This is a genomic window from Hydrogenimonas urashimensis, assembly GCF_016593255.1.
GTDB classification, from domain to species: domain Bacteria; phylum Campylobacterota; class Campylobacteria; order Campylobacterales; family Hydrogenimonadaceae; genus Hydrogenimonas; species Hydrogenimonas urashimensis.
In genome coordinates, this window is sequence record NZ_AP023212.1 from 2,105,659 (window position 1) to 2,124,095 (window position 18,437).

Annotated in this window: 18 protein-coding genes; 8 read left to right on the forward strand and 10 right to left on the reverse strand. The window is 54.4% G+C overall.

Annotated elements, in window-relative coordinates; genetic code table 11:
* Nucleotides 1-142 precede the first annotated feature (142 nt).
* The 7 genes from JMG82_RS10740 to JMG82_RS10770 form a co-directional block, all read right to left on the reverse strand.
* Complete coding sequence (locus JMG82_RS10740) at nucleotides 143-448, reverse strand: hypothetical protein (protein ID WP_201352731.1); 306 nt, start codon at nucleotides 446-448, stop codon at nucleotides 143-145.
* A gap of 92 nt (nucleotides 449-540) precedes the next feature.
* Nucleotides 541-1,701 carry an SO_0444 family Cu/Zn efflux transporter gene (locus tag JMG82_RS10745; RefSeq protein ID WP_201352732.1) on the reverse strand — a complete coding sequence of 387 codons (1,161 nt, stop codon included), beginning with the start codon at nucleotides 1,699-1,701 and terminating at the stop codon, nucleotides 541-543.
* A 4-nt stretch (nucleotides 1,702-1,705) separates the two neighbouring features.
* Entirely contained in the window at nucleotides 1,706-2,128 is a 423-nt protein-coding gene (locus JMG82_RS10750; RefSeq protein WP_201352733.1) for a DUF4395 domain-containing protein, read from the reverse strand.
* 361 nt (nucleotides 2,129-2,489) lie between these two features.
* Complete coding sequence (locus JMG82_RS10755; protein WP_201352734.1) at nucleotides 2,490-5,600, reverse strand: efflux RND transporter permease subunit; 3,111 nt, start codon at nucleotides 5,598-5,600, stop codon at nucleotides 2,490-2,492.
* On the reverse strand, nucleotides 5,597-6,598 hold the full coding sequence (locus tag JMG82_RS10760; protein ID WP_201352735.1) for an efflux RND transporter periplasmic adaptor subunit: 1,002 nt from the start codon (nucleotides 6,596-6,598) through the stop codon (nucleotides 5,597-5,599). Before JMG82_RS10760 ends, JMG82_RS10755 begins: the two co-directional genes overlap by 4 nt.
* Nucleotides 6,595-7,800 carry a TolC family protein gene (locus JMG82_RS10765; RefSeq protein ID WP_201352736.1) on the reverse strand — a complete coding sequence of 402 codons (1,206 nt, stop codon included), beginning with the start codon at nucleotides 7,798-7,800 and terminating at the stop codon, nucleotides 6,595-6,597. Before JMG82_RS10765 ends, JMG82_RS10760 begins: the two co-directional genes overlap by 4 nt.
* A 4-nt stretch (nucleotides 7,801-7,804) precedes the next feature.
* Entirely contained in the window at nucleotides 7,805-8,194 is a 390-nt protein-coding gene (locus JMG82_RS10770) for a FixH family protein (protein WP_201352737.1), read from the reverse strand.
* A 134-nt stretch (nucleotides 8,195-8,328) separates the two neighbouring features.
* Here JMG82_RS10770 and JMG82_RS10775 point away from each other — a divergent pair, with 134 nt between their 5' ends.
* From JMG82_RS10775 to JMG82_RS10785, 3 genes are read left to right on the forward strand one after another with little or no spacing between them, the layout of a single operon-like run.
* Nucleotides 8,329-10,071: a copper resistance system multicopper oxidase gene (locus JMG82_RS10775; protein ID WP_283242314.1), complete on the forward strand. Its 1,743-nt coding sequence runs from the start codon at nucleotides 8,329-8,331 to the stop codon at nucleotides 10,069-10,071.
* The gene (locus tag JMG82_RS10780; protein WP_201352738.1) at nucleotides 10,071-10,739 is read left to right on the forward strand and encodes a copper resistance protein B; all 669 of its coding nucleotides are present in this window, start codon (nucleotides 10,071-10,073) and stop codon (nucleotides 10,737-10,739) included. Before JMG82_RS10775 ends, JMG82_RS10780 begins: the two co-directional genes overlap by 1 nt.
* Before the next feature lie 38 nt (nucleotides 10,740-10,777).
* On the forward strand, nucleotides 10,778-11,773 hold the full coding sequence (locus JMG82_RS10785) for an NAD(P)-binding domain-containing protein (RefSeq protein WP_201352739.1): 996 nt from the start codon (nucleotides 10,778-10,780) through the stop codon (nucleotides 11,771-11,773).
* 31 nt (nucleotides 11,774-11,804) lie between these two features.
* Here JMG82_RS10785 and JMG82_RS10790 read toward each other — a convergent pair whose 3' ends face one another.
* Genes JMG82_RS10790 through JMG82_RS10800 form a run of 3 tightly spaced genes read right to left on the reverse strand, consistent with a single transcriptional unit; the run spans nucleotide 11,805 to nucleotide 14,640 of the window.
* Nucleotides 11,805-12,197: a thioredoxin family protein gene (locus JMG82_RS10790; RefSeq protein WP_201352740.1), complete on the reverse strand. Its 393-nt coding sequence runs from the start codon at nucleotides 12,195-12,197 to the stop codon at nucleotides 11,805-11,807.
* A gap of 47 nt (nucleotides 12,198-12,244) precedes the next feature.
* Nucleotides 12,245-12,721: a putative iron-sulfur cluster-binding metallochaperone gene (locus JMG82_RS10795; RefSeq protein WP_201352741.1), complete on the reverse strand. Its 477-nt coding sequence runs from the start codon at nucleotides 12,719-12,721 to the stop codon at nucleotides 12,245-12,247.
* Between the two features lie 11 nt (nucleotides 12,722-12,732).
* A complete protein-coding gene (locus tag JMG82_RS10800) occupies nucleotides 12,733-14,640 on the reverse strand; it encodes a copper-translocating P-type ATPase (RefSeq protein WP_201352742.1) in 1,908 nt (635 codons plus the stop codon).
* A 203-nt stretch (nucleotides 14,641-14,843) separates the two neighbouring features.
* Here JMG82_RS10800 and JMG82_RS10805 point away from each other — a divergent pair, with 203 nt between their 5' ends.
* From JMG82_RS10805 to JMG82_RS10825, 5 genes are read left to right on the forward strand one after another with little or no spacing between them, the layout of a single operon-like run.
* A complete protein-coding gene (locus JMG82_RS10805) occupies nucleotides 14,844-15,134 on the forward strand; it encodes a hypothetical protein (RefSeq protein ID WP_201352743.1) in 291 nt (96 codons plus the stop codon).
* A 13-nt stretch (nucleotides 15,135-15,147) separates the two neighbouring features.
* Nucleotides 15,148-15,948 (forward strand): MbnB/TglH/ChrH family RiPP precursor modification enzyme, encoded by an 801-nt coding sequence (locus JMG82_RS10810; protein ID WP_201352744.1) that lies wholly within the window; start codon nucleotides 15,148-15,150, stop codon nucleotides 15,946-15,948.
* The gene (locus JMG82_RS10815) at nucleotides 15,935-16,603 is read left to right on the forward strand and encodes an HvfC/BufC family peptide modification chaperone (RefSeq protein WP_201352745.1); all 669 of its coding nucleotides are present in this window, start codon (nucleotides 15,935-15,937) and stop codon (nucleotides 16,601-16,603) included. Before JMG82_RS10810 ends, JMG82_RS10815 begins: the two co-directional genes overlap by 14 nt.
* Nucleotides 16,604-16,617: 14 nt before the next feature.
* Nucleotides 16,618-17,274, forward strand: a complete 657-nt coding sequence (locus tag JMG82_RS10820) for a response regulator transcription factor (RefSeq protein WP_201352746.1) — start codon at nucleotides 16,618-16,620, stop codon at nucleotides 17,272-17,274.
* Nucleotides 17,255-18,418 carry a sensor histidine kinase gene (locus tag JMG82_RS10825; RefSeq protein ID WP_201352747.1) on the forward strand — a complete coding sequence of 388 codons (1,164 nt, stop codon included), beginning with the start codon at nucleotides 17,255-17,257 and terminating at the stop codon, nucleotides 18,416-18,418. Before JMG82_RS10820 ends, JMG82_RS10825 begins: the two co-directional genes overlap by 20 nt.
* The last annotated feature ends 19 nt before the right edge of the window (nucleotides 18,419-18,437 follow it).

The following is an 18,437-nucleotide window of genomic DNA, read 5'->3' on the forward strand; positions in this document are numbered from 1 at the left end:
AATGTTGCGTCGGTTGTTCATATCATTGCCTCTCAATTTGCGATATCAGTGACATCGATTTATCGATAGGGAATCGAATAGAGATTGGCGACTCGTTTATCCGCATCTTAAAAGACGCGGTTTTCAAGTTAAATGAAAGTAATCACAAAGTTATAGGAGGTCGGTAGGAGGGGTCGTGGAGTGGGAAGGTACAGGGGTCTTTGTATTCCGGAAGTTCCAATCTGTTGGAAAATCTAGATAGCATCACCACCGGTGTGAGAGGAATGGCCTGAAGATGAAACATATGGTGAAAATCGCACAGGTCGCCGCAATCGCTTCCATGGTCCACCTCCATGACATACGTTTGCACCGTTTCATGATGGCACCTCTCTTCGGCCGCGATGAAGTAGGCGTGTGCCGCATTGACGAAGAGTGCCATCAGCAGCAAATATTTTACGAAACGTTTCACGCCTGCTCCTCTTGCTGAATCATTCATAGACCGATTGTATCCTTTTAGCAAATCGCTGTCAATTTAAGAAAGATTTCAAATAAATTTTAAGTTCATGAACCACAACAGCTTTCCCCTTCACATTCAGGTTTGTTAACAATCCACGGTTTGACGATGAACCAGAGAATCAATCCCCACAGCAGGATGGATGAAGCGATGGCGACGATTCCCATCTTTTCGCTTATATGCACGACGGAACGGGGATCGATCTGCATCGAGCCGAAAAACCAGTCGATGGTGAGGCCGAACAGAATCGAACCCGCGACGATGGTAGATGTATAAATAGACAGCGCCCGGTTTCCCAGCATCTTTTTGACCACACCCATTGTAACGGTATTGGTGGCGGGACCGGCGCTTAGAAAGACGAAAGCGGCCCCCAGACTCACACCGCCAAGAACCAACGAGGCCGCAATAGGCAGACTCGCCGTGGCACAGACGTACATCGGGACCGCGATAGCGATGACGATTAGGTATCCGAGCCATGTATAGTTCGAAAGCCATGCGCCGATATCTTCGGGAATCGCCACCGTGATTGCCGCACCGATCAAAAGCCCCCACAGCAGCGGTTTGGCGATATCTCCCAGCAGGGTTACGAAACCGTATCGAAGCGCGTTATGGAGAGAAAATTTTACCGTTGGCGTACTTTTGCATGAGCCATTGCAGTCGCAGCCGCCTTCCGTTTTACTCATCTGTCGTGTTTGGGCCGAAAACATCATCGGCCGGTTGCCCGCAGAGGATACGCCGGTTTGAAAAACAGGTGTCATGCCCGAGAGATTTTTTTCGCTCTTTTGGGATACTTCCTCCATTGTGAAGAGATTGCTTAAAACCCCGGCCGCAAAAGCGATGACGATGGAACTGATGATGCGGTAGAGGGTGAAGAGCCATCCGAACATTCCAAATGTCGCCAGAATGGAATCGATGCCTGTAATGGGAGTCGATATGAGAAAACTGAGTACCGCTCCACGGCTGGCACCCTCTTTTCTCAATGCCGCTGCAAGCGGTATCACCCCACAGGAGCAGACTGGGAGTGGAATCCCGAAAATCGTGGCCTTCAAAACGGAGAGAACATTGTCGTGCCCCAGATGTTTCTGAATGAAATCGCCCGGGACCAATTCATGCAGGACGCCCGCAAAAAAGAGCCCGAACAGAATATAGGGCGCCATCGCCCCTGTCAGCTCCCAAAGAGCCGTACCGAATTGCCACAAAATTTCCATGTCGTCATCCTGCCAGTTTTCTATAGATGGTGTAGAATTTGCATCCCACGCAGTAGCCAAACGCCGCTTCGAAAAAGGCGCATATGAGCATGATAGCCATGATTGCCGCCGCTGCAGAAAGGTAACCTGCAAGATACAGTGCCATTGCCGTGGCAGCCATGGCCAGGCCGATGCGAGCGGCAAAAATTTTCGGTGCCGCATCGACGATTTGCGGTGCACCAAGTCGCTTGGCGACCGGCAGTGCCATTTGGGCGAAGAGGCTGTAGGGCCTGTAAAAAGAGCGAGCCGAAAAATCGACAACCAAAAGTACCAACCATGGCAATGAAGGATGGAACATGAAGCTCAATGCTGCCACGAAAACCAGCCCTCCGACAATGCGGGCGACTCTTTCGTTGACGCGCTCGTTGGATATGGGACAACTTGCCATGAAATATCCTGATATTAAATTTTTTAATAGTAGTGTATCTTTGGTCCGTTGAACAAATGTTTAAAATAGACCTCTAAATATAGAACCAAAACTATAGGGCACTTCTAAAAACCCATGCCCGCCATAGAAGGCAAAGAGAACATCAGATTTCGTAGAAGGTCGACGAAGGGCTCCCCGAAGGTAACTCGAGGAGAGCTTCTACGAAAGATGGCACTCTATTTGCCTTCCCTGCGGGCTTTGCAAGCTTTCACGCAGCCGGCGTTGCCGCTCCTTGAATTGGCTTTGGCCAGTCCTGCGTCGCGGTGCCTTGTCTGCGCAAAAGCTTGCAAAGCTATGGCGGGCATGGGTTTTTAGAAGTGCCCTATAAACTTTCTTCTATCTTCCTCTTTGCATACATCTGATAGAGAATCGGGATGATCAGCAGACTCAGCACCGCCGAGCTGACGATACCGCCGATCATCGGGGCGGCGATGCGCTGCATCACTTCGCTGCCCACACCGTGGTGGTACATGATGGGAAGCAGGCCCGCGAGGATGGCGAAGACCGTCATCAGTTTGGGTCGCACCCGCTGCACCGCGCCTTCGAAGATCGCCGCTTTGAGGGTTTGCCGGGTCAGTTCGCCGTCGCGTGCCAACCGTTCTTCCACGCTTTCCTGCAGGTAGACGATCATGACGATCGCCGTCTCCGCCGCAACGCCCAGTAGTGCCAGGAAACCGACGATGACGGCGACACTCATGTTGAAGTTCAGCCAATCGATGTAGAGCAGGCCGCCCAGCATCGCAAACGGCAGGGTGAAAAAGACGATCAGCGTCGGCACCACCTTCTTGAGCGCGAAATAGATGAGCACCAGAATCACCAGCAGCACCGTCGGGGCGATCCACTTGATCCGCTCCATCGCGCTCTGGAGGTACTCCGACTGCCCCGCCCATTCGTAGTAGTAGCCCACCGGCAGCTTCAGACCTCTAAGCGCTTTTTGCGCCTGTCGTTGGTATTCGGCGGCGCTGATGCCCTCTTTGGGGGTGATGTAGATGAAGGTGACCGGTTTGGCCATTTCGGTCTTGATGACCGAGGCGCTCTCCTGGTAGTACACCTTCGCCAGGTGGCCTAGGGGGACGAAGCCTAACGGTGTTTTGATCTGGATGTTCCGTATTACCTCCAAGTCGCGGCGGTCTTCCTCTTCGAAACGCACGGCGATGGGATAGCGCTCCAGTCCGTGGATCATCGTCGAAACGCGCTTACCCCCGATGGCGCTTTGGGTGTAGGCAAGGACCTCCTCTTTGGAGATGCCATACCTCGCGATCGCCGCCTCGTCGATGTCGATGTCGATGAAATAGCCCGCGTCCGACTGGTCGGCGAAGACGGACATCGTGGTATCCAGGCTTCGCAGTTTTGTTTCGATCGTCTGGCCGATGTGTTGCAATGTTTTAATATCATCACCATAGAGCTTGATGCCAAGCGGCGTGCGGATACCGCTGAGCAGCATATCTATACGTCCTCGGATCGGATAGGTCCAGGAGTTGACGAGGCCGGGGATTTGCAGCGCATCTTCGAGTTCCTGGCGCAATTTGTCGAAGGTCATTCCTTCGCGCCACTGCTCTTTTGGCTTGAAGGTGATGATGGTCTCCAGCATCCCCAAGGGTGCTGGGTCGGTGGCGGTGTCGGCACGTCCCCCTTTGCCGAAGACCGTCTGAACTTCCGGGAAGCTCTTGATGATCTTGTCGGTTTTCTGGGTGATCTGCTTGCTCAAGTCGACGCTGATGCCATAGGGAGTGACGGGCATGTACATCAACGTCTGTTCGTTCAGCGGCGGCATGAACTCCCATTTGAGTTTTTCATAGACGGGCACCATCCAGACCAGCAGCATGAGGGCGGCGAGGATGACGAGGTATTTGAGTTTCATGCCAAACGTCAGCAGCGGATGGTAGAGCCAGATGAAAAAGCGGTTGATCGGGTTTTTGTTTTCGCTGGGAATCTTCCCGCGGACGAACCAGACCATCAGCACCGGCACCAGTGTCACCGCCAGCACCGCCCCTACCGTCATCGCGAAGGTTTTCGTGAAAGCCAGCGGCGAAAAGAGCAGCCCCTCCTGCCCCAAGAGCGCGAAGATGGGCAGAAAGGAGACCACTACCAGCGCCAGGGCGAAGAAGATAGGGCGTCCTACGGTTTTGGCGGCGGAGAGGATGGCGGCTTTTCGTTCCGCCGGTGTGATGGATCCTTTTTGCGCTTCGATTTTGTGAATCGCCTTGTGAGCGTTTTCGATCATCACGATGCTGGCGTCGACCATGGCGCCGATGGCGATGGCGATACCGCCCAGGCTCATGATGTTGCTACCGATGCCGAAAAGTTTCATCAACAAAAAAGTCAGCCCCACCGTCAGCGGAAGGACGATCAGGACGATGAGTGAACTGCGCAGGTGCACCAGAAAGAGCGCGATCACGGCGATGACGATGAGGCTCTCCTCGACCAGCGTGCTTTTGAGGGTCTCGAGCGCCTTTTCGATGAGGCTGCTTCGGTCGTACGTTTCGACGATCTCCACCCCCTCCGGGCGGATCTCTTCGAGCCGCTTTTTGACATTCTGGATGACGCGGTAGGCGTCTTCGCCATATCTGACCATGACGATACCGCCCACCACTTCGCCCTGGCCGTTGAGATCGGCCACGCCACGACGGGGGGCCGGCAGCACCTCCACCCGGCCGATATCTGCGATGGTCACCGGTACACCGACATGCTGCGCCACCACCAGTTTTCGGATATCCTCCGCGTTTTTGAGATACCCTCTTGCCTGCACCATCCATTCGTAGCCGTTCTGGATGACGATACGCCCGCCGGTGTCGTTGTTGTTGGCCCGGATGGCGCGGGTAACGTCGGCGATGGAGAGGTTGTGAGAAACCAGCGCGTCGTTGTCGACCGTCACCTGCCAGGTCGGTACGAAACCGCCGACGCTGGCGACGTCGCTGACACCGTCGACACCCATCAGGGCGTATTTGAGGGTGTAGTCCTGCAAAGTGCGCAGCTGGGCCAAGTTTTTCGTCTTCGAAACCAGCGCATATTCGTAGACCCATCCCACACCGGAAGCATCGGGCCCCAAATAGACTTCGACCCCCTGCGGCAAAGCACTCTGAATCGCCGCCAACTGTTCCAGCACCCGGCTGCGTCCCCAGTAGAGGTCGGTGCCCTCTTTGAAGATAATGTAGATGAGGGCGTTTTCGTAGGTCGAAAAGCCGCGCACCGTCTCGATGTCGGCGATGGAGAGAAATTTGCTCACCAGCGGATAGGTGGCCTGCTCCTCGATGATGTTGGGGCTCTGGCCCTTCCACTTCACTTCGACGATCACCTGGGGCGGCGAAAGGTCGGGTAGGGCATCCAGCGGCGTATGGCGCACCGCCCAGATCGAGGCGCCGACGGCGAAAAGGGTCGCCATCAGGATCAAAAAGGCGTTTTTAACGCTAAAATCGATAATTTTTTCAATCATTGGAACAACCCGTTGATCTGCGCGTCACTGTCAATCAGGAAAAGGGCTTTGTTGACCACTTCGTCCCCCTCTTTCACACCAGAAAGGATAGCGAACCGATCGTGATCGATGGGGCGCACCGTCACCTCGACGGGTTCGTACTCCCCTTCGAACTCCCCGGCTTTGAAGACGAACCACCGCCCCATTTTGCGTATCACGGCGGTTCTGGGCAGTACCAGCACCGTTTTGGGGGCCGTTTCGGCACGGACGGTGGCGAACATACCCGGAATCAACCTCTTTTCAGGGTTGGCCACATCCAGCCGCACCGTCGCGAGCGCCGTTTCGGGCTCGATGCGCGGATAGAGATAGGGGTGTTTTCCCACGAAGGTCTTGGGCAGGCTCCGGGTGGTGATGCGAAAGCTTTTGGCCTGCATCACCGGCACGATGTCGGATTCGCTCACTTTGGCTTCGACGCGAATGCGCGAGAGCCCCACAATGCGAAAGAGCGGCGATTTGGATTTGAAGGCGCCACCTTCGAGGATATGCTTTTCGAAAAGATAGCCGTTGGCCGGTGCATAGATCTGCGTCAGCGGGTCGGCCTTGCGGTGGCGCTTCACCCGGTCGATTTCGGATTTGGAAACGCCAAGCAGTTGCAGTTTGCGTCTGGCACTGGCGACCATCCCCCTGGCCGGCGCTTTTTTGGCGTAGCGCAGGGCGTTTAGGTACTCTTCCTTGGCTTTGAAGACAGCCGGTGCATAGACTTTGGCGAGAGGTTCGCCCCGTTTGACGGGTGCATAGAGGCTCTTTTTGTAAAGCTTCACCACATAGCCGTCGAATCTCGGCGATACGTTGACGATTCGCTCTTCGTCGGCGACGAAGAGGCCGTAGAAGGTTTTGGAAAATCGGATCGTCTCTTTTTTCACCTGCGTCGTTTGGACATTGAAAAGCTGCTCCACGCTCGGCTGTTCGGCCAGCAGCGACAGGGGCAACAGCAAGGTTCCTATCAGCCATTTTTTCATCGTTTTTCTCCCAAAGTGGCGTCGATTTGCGCCACGGTACGGTAGTAGTCGGCCTTCGCTTCGATCATTTGCGCCTGAAGATTCAGCTTCTGTTCGACAAGGTCGACGAATTTATACAGATCACCGCCGGCGGCGATGTCGGAGCGGATCAGATCGAACATATGGTCGATCTTCGGGAGGCTCTCTTTTTCTATGAGCCGTGCCACTTCCGATGCGCTCCGGGCTTTGGCGTGGAGTTTTTCCAGTTCGGCCAGCAGTTTTTGGCGGGTATCGATCACCTCGCTTTGTCGTGCCAGAAGTCTGGCTCGCCGCTCCTCGACGATACTTCGTTCCGTTCCGTAGATGGGCAGGGCGAAACCGACCCCGACGGAGAGGTAGTCTTCGTAGGATTCGCGGTGATAGTAGCCCACTTTGACGACCGGATCGATGGCGGTACGAAGTTTGTCGAAAGCCAACCTTTTGTCGACGATCGCTTTCTGGGCGATTCGGGTTTGCAGGTCGGGACTGCGATCGATGCGTTTTATCAGTCTGTCGAGGCTCGGTAGCGCTTTTTGGGGCAGGTCGATGCGCAGATCGTCGATTTTTTGAAAAGCCAGGTACGACAGCAGCGCCAGACGCTTCGAACGCTCGGCACGCAGCTTCGCAAGCGTTACGCGCAGGCGGGTGAGCACCAGCTCGGCCGACATGATGCCCATATGGGCTTTGCCCGATTCGCCCGATGCGGTGTAGGCTTCGTAAAGATCGACGTTTTGGCGCGTCAGTGCCATCGTCTTTTTCGTCAAATCGATAAGGCGGTCGATTTTCCACAGATCGTACGCCGTTTGTCGGATGCGTGACACCAGCACCGCTTCCGCCGCCTCTTTCGTGGCAAACAGCATGGCCTTCTTCGCCGCTTCGATCGCCTCTTTCGCGTCACGCTTGCCGAACCACGGAAACTTCTGGGTGATCGTGACGGCCTGGGTCTGCATCGGCTCCAAAGAGCGGTTGGTGAAGTCGTCGAGGCGAAGATTGTTGACGGAGAGTCCCAGCAGAGGATTGTCGAAATTTTTCGCCCGCTTCAGCGCATAGTCGCTGGCGGCGATGCGCTCTTCGATGGCTTGCAGGCTCGGGTGCTTCGCCAATGCCGAATCGATGAGCTGCCGCAACGTCGTTGCCTCCGCGAAAAGGGCGAAAAGCAGCCAGAATAGAAGCGGTCGCATCATTGGCCTACAGATTCAGAGAGGTTTTGAGGCGATACTTCTTGCTCGCCGGTGTGGTGATAAAGATATGCACCTGCCAGGTACCGCCCATCGCGGCGTTGAAGGTGGCTTCATACGTACCGCCTCCTGTTGGTTTGGCGATGGTTTTGCTCTCCATGTAGGGCATGCCCGGCATGGCGGGCATGAAGATTTTCAGTGCCACTTTGGCGTTTTGAAGGGGTTTTCCGCTTTTGAGAACTTCGAGTTTCAAGTGGTTGTTTCCCACCGTCAGCGGCTTGTCGGAAATCATTACCACTTTCATCGACCGGTATTTCACCTCTTTTTGAAAAGCTGCCGCATGGAGGGTTATGGCCGCTGCTACCATGGCGACGAGCACCGTTTTGATTTTGTTTTGCATTTTTCGATCCTTTCGAATGGGTTTTCTCGGTGCCATTGTAAGGATTGGACGTGCAAAGAGTGTGGAATGGATGTACACACATCTTCCACATAATCTGGATAACATTGCAAATAATCACGTACAGGAGTCAATCGATGTCGAAAATGACAAGAAGAACCTTTTTGCAAAGTGCTGCCGTGGCGACACTCTTATATGGCGTGTCTCCGACACGCTCTCTCGCCGATGGTGGAGAGAATGATGGGATCGGTGCCACCACAGGCAGCCCTTCGATCCTGAAGGGCAACACGTTTCACCTGACCATCGACCGGACGGTCGTGAACATCACCGGCAAACCCGCCATCGCCACGACGGTCAATGGGACGATGCCCGGGCCCACGCTGGTATGGCGGGAAGGGGAAGAGGTTACGATCCACGTCACCAACCGCCTGCCCGTCTCCACCTCCATCCACTGGCACGGCATCATCCTGCCGCCGGAGATGGACGGGGTTCCCGACATCAGTTTCGACGGGATCGCACCGGGTGAAACCTTCACCTACTGTTTCAAGGTAAAGCAGCACGGCACCTACTGGTACCACTCCCACAGCGGATTCCAGGAGCAGACCGGGCTGCATGGAGCGTTGGTCATTCTTCCACGAAATCCCGGTGACGAACCCTTCGAATACGACCGGGACTATGTGATTGCCCTTTCGGACTGGAGCGACGAAAAGCCCGAATCGATCTATCGGAAACTCAAAATCCAGAGCGACTACTACAACTTCAACCAGCGAACCGTCGGAGACTTCTTTCACGAAGTGGCCGAAAAAGGGTTCGTCGAAGCCTTCAAAGCCCGTAAGATGTGGAACGAGATGCGTATGAGTGATAGGGATCTCTCCGACGTCACCGCCTACACCTATACCTTTTTGATGAACGGCCGCACCGATGCCCAGGATTGGCACGCCCTTTTCAGACCCGGCGAAAAGGTGCGGCTGCGCTTCATCAACCAATCGGCGATGACCATCTTCGACGTGCGCATTCCTGGGCTGAAAATGCGCGTCGTGGCAGCCGACGGCAACCCGGTGCAGCCGGTGGATGTGGAGGAATTCCGTATCGCCGTGGCGGAGAGTTACGATGTCATCGTCGAACCCGAAGAGGGGAGCTACTGCCTCTTCGCCCAGAGCATCGACCGCTCGGGATTTGTCGGGGGCACCCTTTCGAGTCGAAACGGCGTCCGGGCGAAACGGCCCCCGATGGAGAAGCCGCAATCCTTGACGATGGCGGACATGGGCATGGGTGGCTGGAGATCCACCGGCGGCATGAGCCATGAAACGATGAAGATGGACCATGGGAAGATGAAGATGGATATGCCCCACAAAACCCCGTGGCCCGTCACGCCGCTGCCGATGCGAAAAGGGGTCGCATGGACGATGACGGCGATGGATCCCCGCTACCGCCTGGACGACCCGGGCGTGGGGCTGCGCCACAACGGGCGGCGGGTGCTCACCTACGCCGACTTGCGCAACTACCGCTCCACCGCCGACGACCCGAAGCCCGACCGGGAGATCGTGCTGCACCTGACGGGCAATATGGAGCGCTACATCTGGGCGATCAACGGCATCAAATACGCCGACGCCCAGCCGCTGCGATTTCACTACGGCGAGCGGCTGCGCATCACCTTCATCAACGATACGATGATGCCCCACCCGATGCACCTGCACGGTATGTGGAGCGACCTGGAGACCGGAGACGATACCCGACTGGTTCGCAAACATACGGTCCTTGTCCAACCTGGGGCGAAAATCAGCTATCGCGTCACCGTCGACGCCCGAGGGAGCTGGGCTTACCACTGCCACATGCTCTACCACATGCTCGGCATGTTCAGAAAAGTGGAGGTGGTGTGATGAAAAAGCTGCTGATTTCGACGATGCTGGCCGCATCGCTTTTCGCCGAGATGAACGACGATCCCCTCAGAGCCACGCTGCTTGCCGACCGCCTGGAGTGGCAGGCGACCGACGGCGATCCCGTCGCCTGGGACGTTGCCGCCTATGCAGGCTACGACATCGACAAAATCTACTTCTACTCCGAAGGGGCGGTACAGAGTGACGAAACGGAGAGCGAGAACGAACTGCTCTACAGCCGTGCCGTCACCCCGTTTTGGGACCTGCAGGGAGGCCTGGAGATGGATACGGCAGGGAGTGAGCGCAAGGTTTGGGGCGTATTGGCGATCCAGGGGCTGGCCCCCTATTTCATCGATACCCGTATTCGCCTCAAAATTTCGGACGAAGCGGTCGGGGTCAATTTCGATTTCGAGTACGAAGCGCTGCTGACCCAGCGGCTGATCCTCACGCCCCGTATCGAGATGGAAGCCTACAGCGACGATGTGCCTGCTCTTGGCATCGGCTCGGGCTTCTCATTACTGGCGATGGGATTGCGTCTGCGTTACGAGTTCGTCCGGGAATTCGCCCCCTATGTGGGGGTGGAGTATCTCAACGGGTTTGGAGACACAAAAAAGGTCTATGGCATGAAAGAAGATACCCGCTTCGTCGCCGGCGTGAGGTTCTGGTTTTGATATATAATTAGGGTATCGAACGTAAAGAAGGATTGCAGATGGATGAAAAAATGCACAATCTGGTCATCGTAGGGGCCGGGCCGGCGGGGATCGCGACGGCGGTCGAGAGTTACATATTGGGAATCCGGGATATTCTGCTGCTGGAAAAAGACGAGAACCACAACGCCACGATTCGCAAATACTACAAAGACAACAAACGGGTCGATAAGGATTGGAAAGGGCAGAAGGTGGAGCTGGACGGCAACATCTATTTCGTCGACGGCACCAAGGAGAGCACCCTCGATTTTTTCGACCAGGTACTCGACCATCACTCGGTGGAGCTTCGCACCCACACGGAGGTGCAGAAGATCGTCAAGAAGGATGACCACTTCGAAGTGATCGTCCCCGGTGGGGCGATCAAAAGCCGTTATGTGGTCGTCACGATCGGTCGCATGGGCAAGCCCAACAAACCCGATTACAAAATCCCGCCATCGATACGCAAACGGGTGCACTATACCCTTGATGCCTGTGGCCTTGGAGAGAAAGTGTTGGTGGTGGGTGGTGGCGACTCGGCGATCGAATACGCCGTCGATCTTGCGCACAAAAACGATGTCACCATCTGTTACCGTCGTCAGACGTTTCGTCGTGCCAATCCCACCAACCAGCGCGATATAGCCAACGCCATCGCCCATGGGGAAGTGCGTCCCTATCTTGGTGTCGACATCGAGGGGCTGGAAGAGTCGGAAGATGGGAAAGTACGCGTTCTGTTTACAGAGAGAGATCCGGAAACTTTCGACCGTGTGATCTATGCCATCGGGGGCACGACCCCGAGCGGTTTTCTACAAAGTTCCGGCATTCGCGTCGAAGACGGCAAACCGGTGCACGACGAAAACTACATGACCGACATTCCCGGGCTTTATGTCGCGGGGGACATTACCCAGGAGTCCGGCGGTTCGATCGCTCTTGGGCTCAATCACGGCTACGCAATCGCCCACCATATCATGGCTCATATCAAAAATTGCCCGGAATGCAAACCTCTGCCCATCGTCGAATGATGTGGGCAGACCACTTTTTGTAGGATTGGTTTCAACGCTTCAGGTAGCTTTCAAGTCTATGCATGAATGGTTTGGCTTTTGCTCCTCCGATAATGGCACGACCGACATGTTCGCCGTCAGGTTTTACGATATAAAAAGTGGGAGTACCCATTACCCTGAAGCCTTCGGGAATCTTTTCTTTGTTGATATCGATATCGACTGGAACGAAATGCAACGCAATGAAGTTGGCCAGATCTTCATCTTCGAAGACTTTCTCTTTCATATAGTTGCACATCCGACACGTCTCCTGAGAAAACATGACAAAAACAAGTTTGTTCTCTTTTGCAGCTATCTGTTTGGCATTTTCATAACTTTTTGCCCATTCGAAATCTGCGGCAAAGAGGCTGGAGAGTGCAATCATTGCAACAAGAACCATTTTTTTCATCTGTCAACTCCTTTCCTTTATCGTAAGCATGGATCGGGTGTCGTTCATTATACCGTGTCGAGGGCCAGTTCGATGTCGGCAAGACAGCATCGGCCGCTTGGATTGAGAATCTTGCAACAGCATCCCGAATCTTTTATCCTCGCTTTGATCTCTTCCAATGCGTGGCTTTTTCCGGTGCGGGCTATCTCGTCGGCCATCTTTTCACGGCTCCAGCCGAAACAGTAGCAGAGCATTGCGGGTATGGTGCCTTCCTTGATGCCTACGGGTACCGTGAGGTCATCTTCCCACAGAATGATGTCATCACGGAAATAGACGACGCCGCATTCCGAGGTTTTGCAGAAGCGGAAACCTTCCAGCGTTTCCAGTGCGGCTTTCGCCTCGGACTTGAGAAGGTATTTGAGTGTGACGGCAGGCACGGTTTGGGCAGCTTTGCCGCATTGGGGACACACCGGATTTTCGGCTTGTTGGGGATTGCGGCATTCATGCTTGGTCGGATATTGTTTTTTATCGGACTTGTCAATCATGATTGCTCCTTTTACGCTTTTTTTAGCAGTTGGGCGTTGAGTGCTACGACGACGGTGCTGACAGACATCAAAATCGCGCCGACGGCGGGGTCGATGATGACGCCCCACGGGGCCATGACGCCGGCGGCCAGGGGTATCGCTACGATATTGTAGCCGCTCGCCCACCAGAGGTTCTGCACCATCTTTTTCGTCGTGGCCAGCGAGAGTCTGATGGCGTGAACCACGCTCATCAGATCGCTTTGGGTCAGGATGATGTCGGCACTTTCGATGGCGATATCGGTCCCGGCACCGATGGCGATGCCGATATCGGCCGTCAGGAGTGATGGGGCGTCGTTGATACCGTCTCCCACCATGGCGACGGTTTTGCCATCCTGTTGAATCTTACGAATCAACCGCAGCTTCTCGTCTGGCAGAAGATTGGCCCGGTAGTGGTCGATACCGCATGTTTCGGCCACTTCACGTGCCACGGCTTCGTTGTCACCGGTGAGCATCCACGTTTCGATACCCAGTTCTTTCAATGCGGCGATTGCCTCGACAGAGGTTTCGCGGATGGAATCGGTCAGGAGAATGACTCCGATGACTTCGCCGTCAACGGCCACCCAAACCTTCGTCGATTCGCTCGATTCGAAGGATTTCAAGGTCTCGGGAAGCTTCAGAGACTCTTTGGAAAGAAGCTGCGGTCCGCCCACCATAACGGTATGACCCTGGACGCTCGCTTTGGCTCCGATGCCCGGAAATGCCATGAAATTTTCGGCTGTTTGGGGTGTGATACCCGCCTCCTTGGCGTGATTCACGATCGCTTTTGCGATGATGTGCTCGGAATTTTGTTCGATTGCCGCGGCCATTGCCAGCAGCTTTGATTTGTCATCTTTTGCGATCACATCCGAAACATCCAGCCGCCCTTCGGTGATTGTTCCGGTTTTGTCGAAACAGATGGCATCGATGGTGCGCAGTGTTTCGAACGCCTGGCGGTTTCTGATCAGAATTCCCCGTTTGGCTGCCAAAGAAGTCGATATGGCCACGACCAGTGGGACTGCCAGCCCCAGTGCATGGGGGCAGGCGATAATGAGAACAGTGACACTCCTAAGCACCGCATCCATCGGTGATGCGATCGCGGACCATACAGCGAAGGTGACGGCACCCGTACCGACAGCCCCGTAAAAAAGCCATCCCGCTGCCTTGTTGGCGAGATCTTGTGTTTTGGATCTGCTCGACTGCGCCTCTTTGACCAATTCGATGACCTGGGAGAGATAACTCTCTTTGCCGCTCTTGGTGATCGTGATACGCATAGCCCCGTCGAGGTTGGTGCTTCCCATGAAGACATCGCTGCCCACTTTTTTGTAAACGGGTTTTGATTCGCCGGTCAGGAAGGCTTCGTCGGTCATGCTTTCGCCTTCGACGACCCGACCGTCGGCCGGAATTTTTTCGCCGGGGCGCACCAGTATCGTATCACCTTTGTGCAGAACGTCCACACTTACCTCTTTGAGCGTACCGTCCGGTGAGACACGCATGGCGGTTTTGGGCATCATTTTGACCAGATCCTGCAATGCGTTGGCGGCTCCCAGTACGCTTTTGGCTTCGATATAGTGGCCGATCAGCATAATGTCGATCAGGGTCGCCAGTTCCCAGAAGAACTCTTTGCCGCCCGGCATGACGAGTGACATGGCCGAATAGAAGTAGGCGACACTGATTGCCATTGAAATAAGCGTCATCATGCCGGGTTTTTTGGATTTGATCTCTTCGATCGTCATGGAAAGAAAAGGTTTGCCGCCATAGATATAGACGAATGTCGAAAGGATGAAGATGATCGCTTCGCGATAGGGAATCTGGAGAGAGAAACCGAACCACCCCTGGATCATAGGCGAAAGGACAAGTATCGGGACGGTGACGATGACCGAGACGATGAACCTCCGTTTCATCTCTTCCATATGGTGTCTATGGCCCATCGCAGAGTGGGAAGAATGTTTCCCTGTAGCATGTTCTTCTTGTCGCATTTTTTATCCTTTTTTTCTTCGATATACACAGTATAGAAAAGGAGTGTGTAAAAAATATGGAAACTTCTTGCACATTGGTTACACAATAAGCGCCTACAATTGCACTATCTCAAAACGAAGGATTGAAAATGAAAAAGAGAGCGATGGGCCGAAACAGAGCGATGGCGGTCATTATGGGCGCCATGGCGGCCGGAACGAGCGGAGCTGTCGCCGCGCCAGGGGGCTGCGGTACCGGTAAATGTGGCAGCGGCATGAAAGGCGGCGGTACCGAAATGAACCAGAGCGTTCAGGGTAGATGTGGCGCCAAAATGGGTGAAGAAGCCAAAAAAAAGGCAATGAGAGGCAAATGTGGCTCCGAAATGAAAAAAAATATGACGAGTCAAGATGGTACCGCCAAATGCGGAAGCTCCATGAAATAGAAGGAAATCTCGGATGAAAGGGTGCGGTCTGGGGCTTCGTGATACGTTCGCCGATGAGATTGTGAAGTATGCGGACGTGATCGATTTTCTTGAGGTGGTGCCGGAAAACGCGATGCACATGAACCGTATCGAGGCAAAACGCTTCGAATCCATCCGGGAAAGGTTCGAGATGGTCGCCCACGGTCTTTCCCTTTCACTGGGCGATACGATCCATCTGAACGAAGCGCATCTTGCACGACTGAAGGATTTTCTCGATCGTTACGAGATCGCTCTTTACTCGGAACACCTGAGTTTCACTTCTCTGGATGGGGTGCAGAGCTATGAACTGCTTCCCTTGCCGATGACTTCGGAGATGGTGGATGGCATTGTCGCCAAGATCGACTACGTCCAGGAGTTTCTGCAGCGTCCGCTCGTGATCGAAAACCCGACCTACTATACGGTACTCGAATCGACAATGGAAGAAGCGGAATTTACAGTGGAGATTTTGCGGCGCAGCGGAGCAAAACTGCTGCTGGATGTCAACAACGTCTATGTGAATGCCCACAACCATCGGTTCAATGCGGAGGATTTTTTGGACCGTCTACCCATATCCGAAGTTGCCTACTGTCACGTCGCCGGCCACCTGGAGTATCGGGATGACCTTTTCATCGATACCCACGGCACACCTGTCAAAACGGAGGTGTGGGATCTGTTGCGTCAGGTGATGGCGCGAAAAAGAGTGCCCGTCATGCTTGAGCGCGATCACAACATACCGCCGTTGGACGCACTGATGAAAGAGTTTGCCACGATGAAGGAGATACATGATGGCGTATGAGACGATGCAGCGCTTTTTCGAAGCTATCAGAGAAGGGAGGGCGGCGGAGTATCGGCATGGCGATATCTACGAACAGCTTGTCCGGTACCGTTTCGATGAAGCGCTTGGAAGCACCTTCCCCCGTTTTCGGTCCCGTATCGGCGAGGCTCGGTGGACAAAACTGCTGCGTCGGTTTATCGCTTCCGGTTCGGCGCACTCCCCATTTGTTTGGCAGATGGCTTCAGATTTCAGACAATCCGTCCAAAAAGGTATAGACCGGCCGCTGCGGCATCTGCTTTGGTTCGAATGGCAGGAAGTGGCCCTGACACGCCTGACTATGCCCAAACGGCGGAAAATCGCAAAAGTCGATTTTTCGAAACGTTACCGTCTGGGCAAACGAGCCAGACTGAAAAAGCTCGTCTGTGATGTGTCCGATGAAGACAATCGGCAGATCGGGGTCTACTGGACACTGGTGTGGCAGACTTTTTCCGGTGAAAGTGCCTGGATGCGCCTGACACCCTTCATGGGCGAGCTGCTCGCTGCATGCGATGGCAAAAATCGTCTCGGGAAAACGGTTGGAACGATATCCCCGAGATTTCGTATCCGACCGGGTGATGCCCGCGATATTCTCAAAGAGGGATTGTTGCCGCTGCTGGCATCGAATATCGTCGTTTGAGGTATAATGAATCCATGAAAGTTCTGCTGCTTGAAGATGATACCATGCTGGGCGAGCTGATCGCCGACCATCTTGGCGGAATGGGTCATGAAGTGGAGCATTATGTCGATGGTGAGGAGGCGGAGGAGGCAATTTTGCAAGGCCGTTACGATCTGCTGCTTCTGGATGTCAATGTCCCAGGTATCGACGGATTCGAACTGCTCGCTTCGATGCGTGAACGCAAAGATATGACGTCGGCGGTTATGATTACGTCGCGCAATACCAGTGCCGATTTGAAAGAGGGTTTTGACCTCGGTTGCGACGACTACATCAAAAAACCTTTCGAATTTGCCGAACTCGATGCCCGAATCGAACATATCGTACGAATCTACGGTCTGAGAAAGAGTGAACCGATTGCTTTGGGTGGCGATACCTTTTTCGAACCGGCTGCCCACCGCCTTGTAGTCGCCGGAGAAGCGGTACCGCTGACCCCCAAAGCTTCCGAAATCCTTCACTACCTCTACAAAAACGCCGGGCGCATTGTCTCCCGGGAGGAGCTGGTCGGGAGCCTTTGGGCTTACGATGAGTCGCCTTCTGATGCGACGCTTCGAAGCTACATCAAAACCCTGCGCAAGTATGTCTCCAACATCGTGACGGAAAGGGGGGTGGGCTATGGCTTTGAACCCGGATGAGAGACGTTCGCTTTTTCGCTTTATGAGCGTCTACCTGGGTGCGGGGCTGGTCATCGTCGTAACTTTCTCCTTTCTTTTCTATCGGATCGATTCCGAATCGATCCGAGACCGGACGCTCTCTGGTCTTCGCATGACGGCGATGACGATTTCCGCTTCTGCCGTAGCGGCCCAGATGCAGGGCAAACCTTTTAAAATTCCCGAAACGTCCTGCTGTGAATACCTTCTGCTGGATGGTTCGAAAAAGCCCATTGTCGGTTCTCTTTCGGAACCTTTCGATCTAAAGAGAGAGTTTTACGTACAAAACGGGTGCGCCCACTATATCGACCGCAGCGCCCACGGCCATATGAATATCGAATATATCGTATTACGAGACTGCACCTACGGAGAAAAGATCCGAAACTGCGCCCTTCGTGTTATCGTCATGGGGTTGGCGGCCTACCTTTTCCTGGTACTGGTGGGATGGTACCTGGGGCGACTGTTTCTCAAGCCGATGCGCGAAAAGATCGAGGCGATGGATCGCTTCATCAAAGACAGTACCCACGAACTCAACACACCCGTCACCACCATGCTTCTGGCTCTTCAGAAGATCGAGTCCAAAGAGTGCAAACCGGTCTATCTGAAAGCACTGCAGATGAGCGGCCGGCTGATCGCACGTGTCTACGAAGATCTGACTTTCATGCTGCTGCAGGACAAACGTGTGAAGAAGGATCATCTCCGGAATGTCGATGTCGCGAACGTGGTGAAAGAGAGTGTCGAATTCTTTTCAATCCTGGCCGAACGGAAAAGCATCGACGTGGAACTGCAGACGGAGACCTGTTACGTCGAAGCCGATCCCCACCATCTGGCACTGCTTGTCAAAAACCTGCTGGACAATGCGCTCAAATATACCCGAAGCGGCGGAAGAGTGGAGATACGCCTCGAGGCGTGCCGGTTGAGAGTCAGCGATTCCGGAAGCGGCATTCCCCATGACAAACTGCAGGATATCTTCCGGCGTTTTCACAGAGAAAACCGTGTGGAAGGGGGGTTCGGCATCGGGCTCAGTATCGTTGAAAGCATCTGCCGGATGTATGGCTACCATATCGACGTGGTTTCGGAAGTGGGGAGAGGAAGCACCTTCACCGTCCAATTCGCTCGGGTGTCATAAAATCCGGCTGAAAAATTAC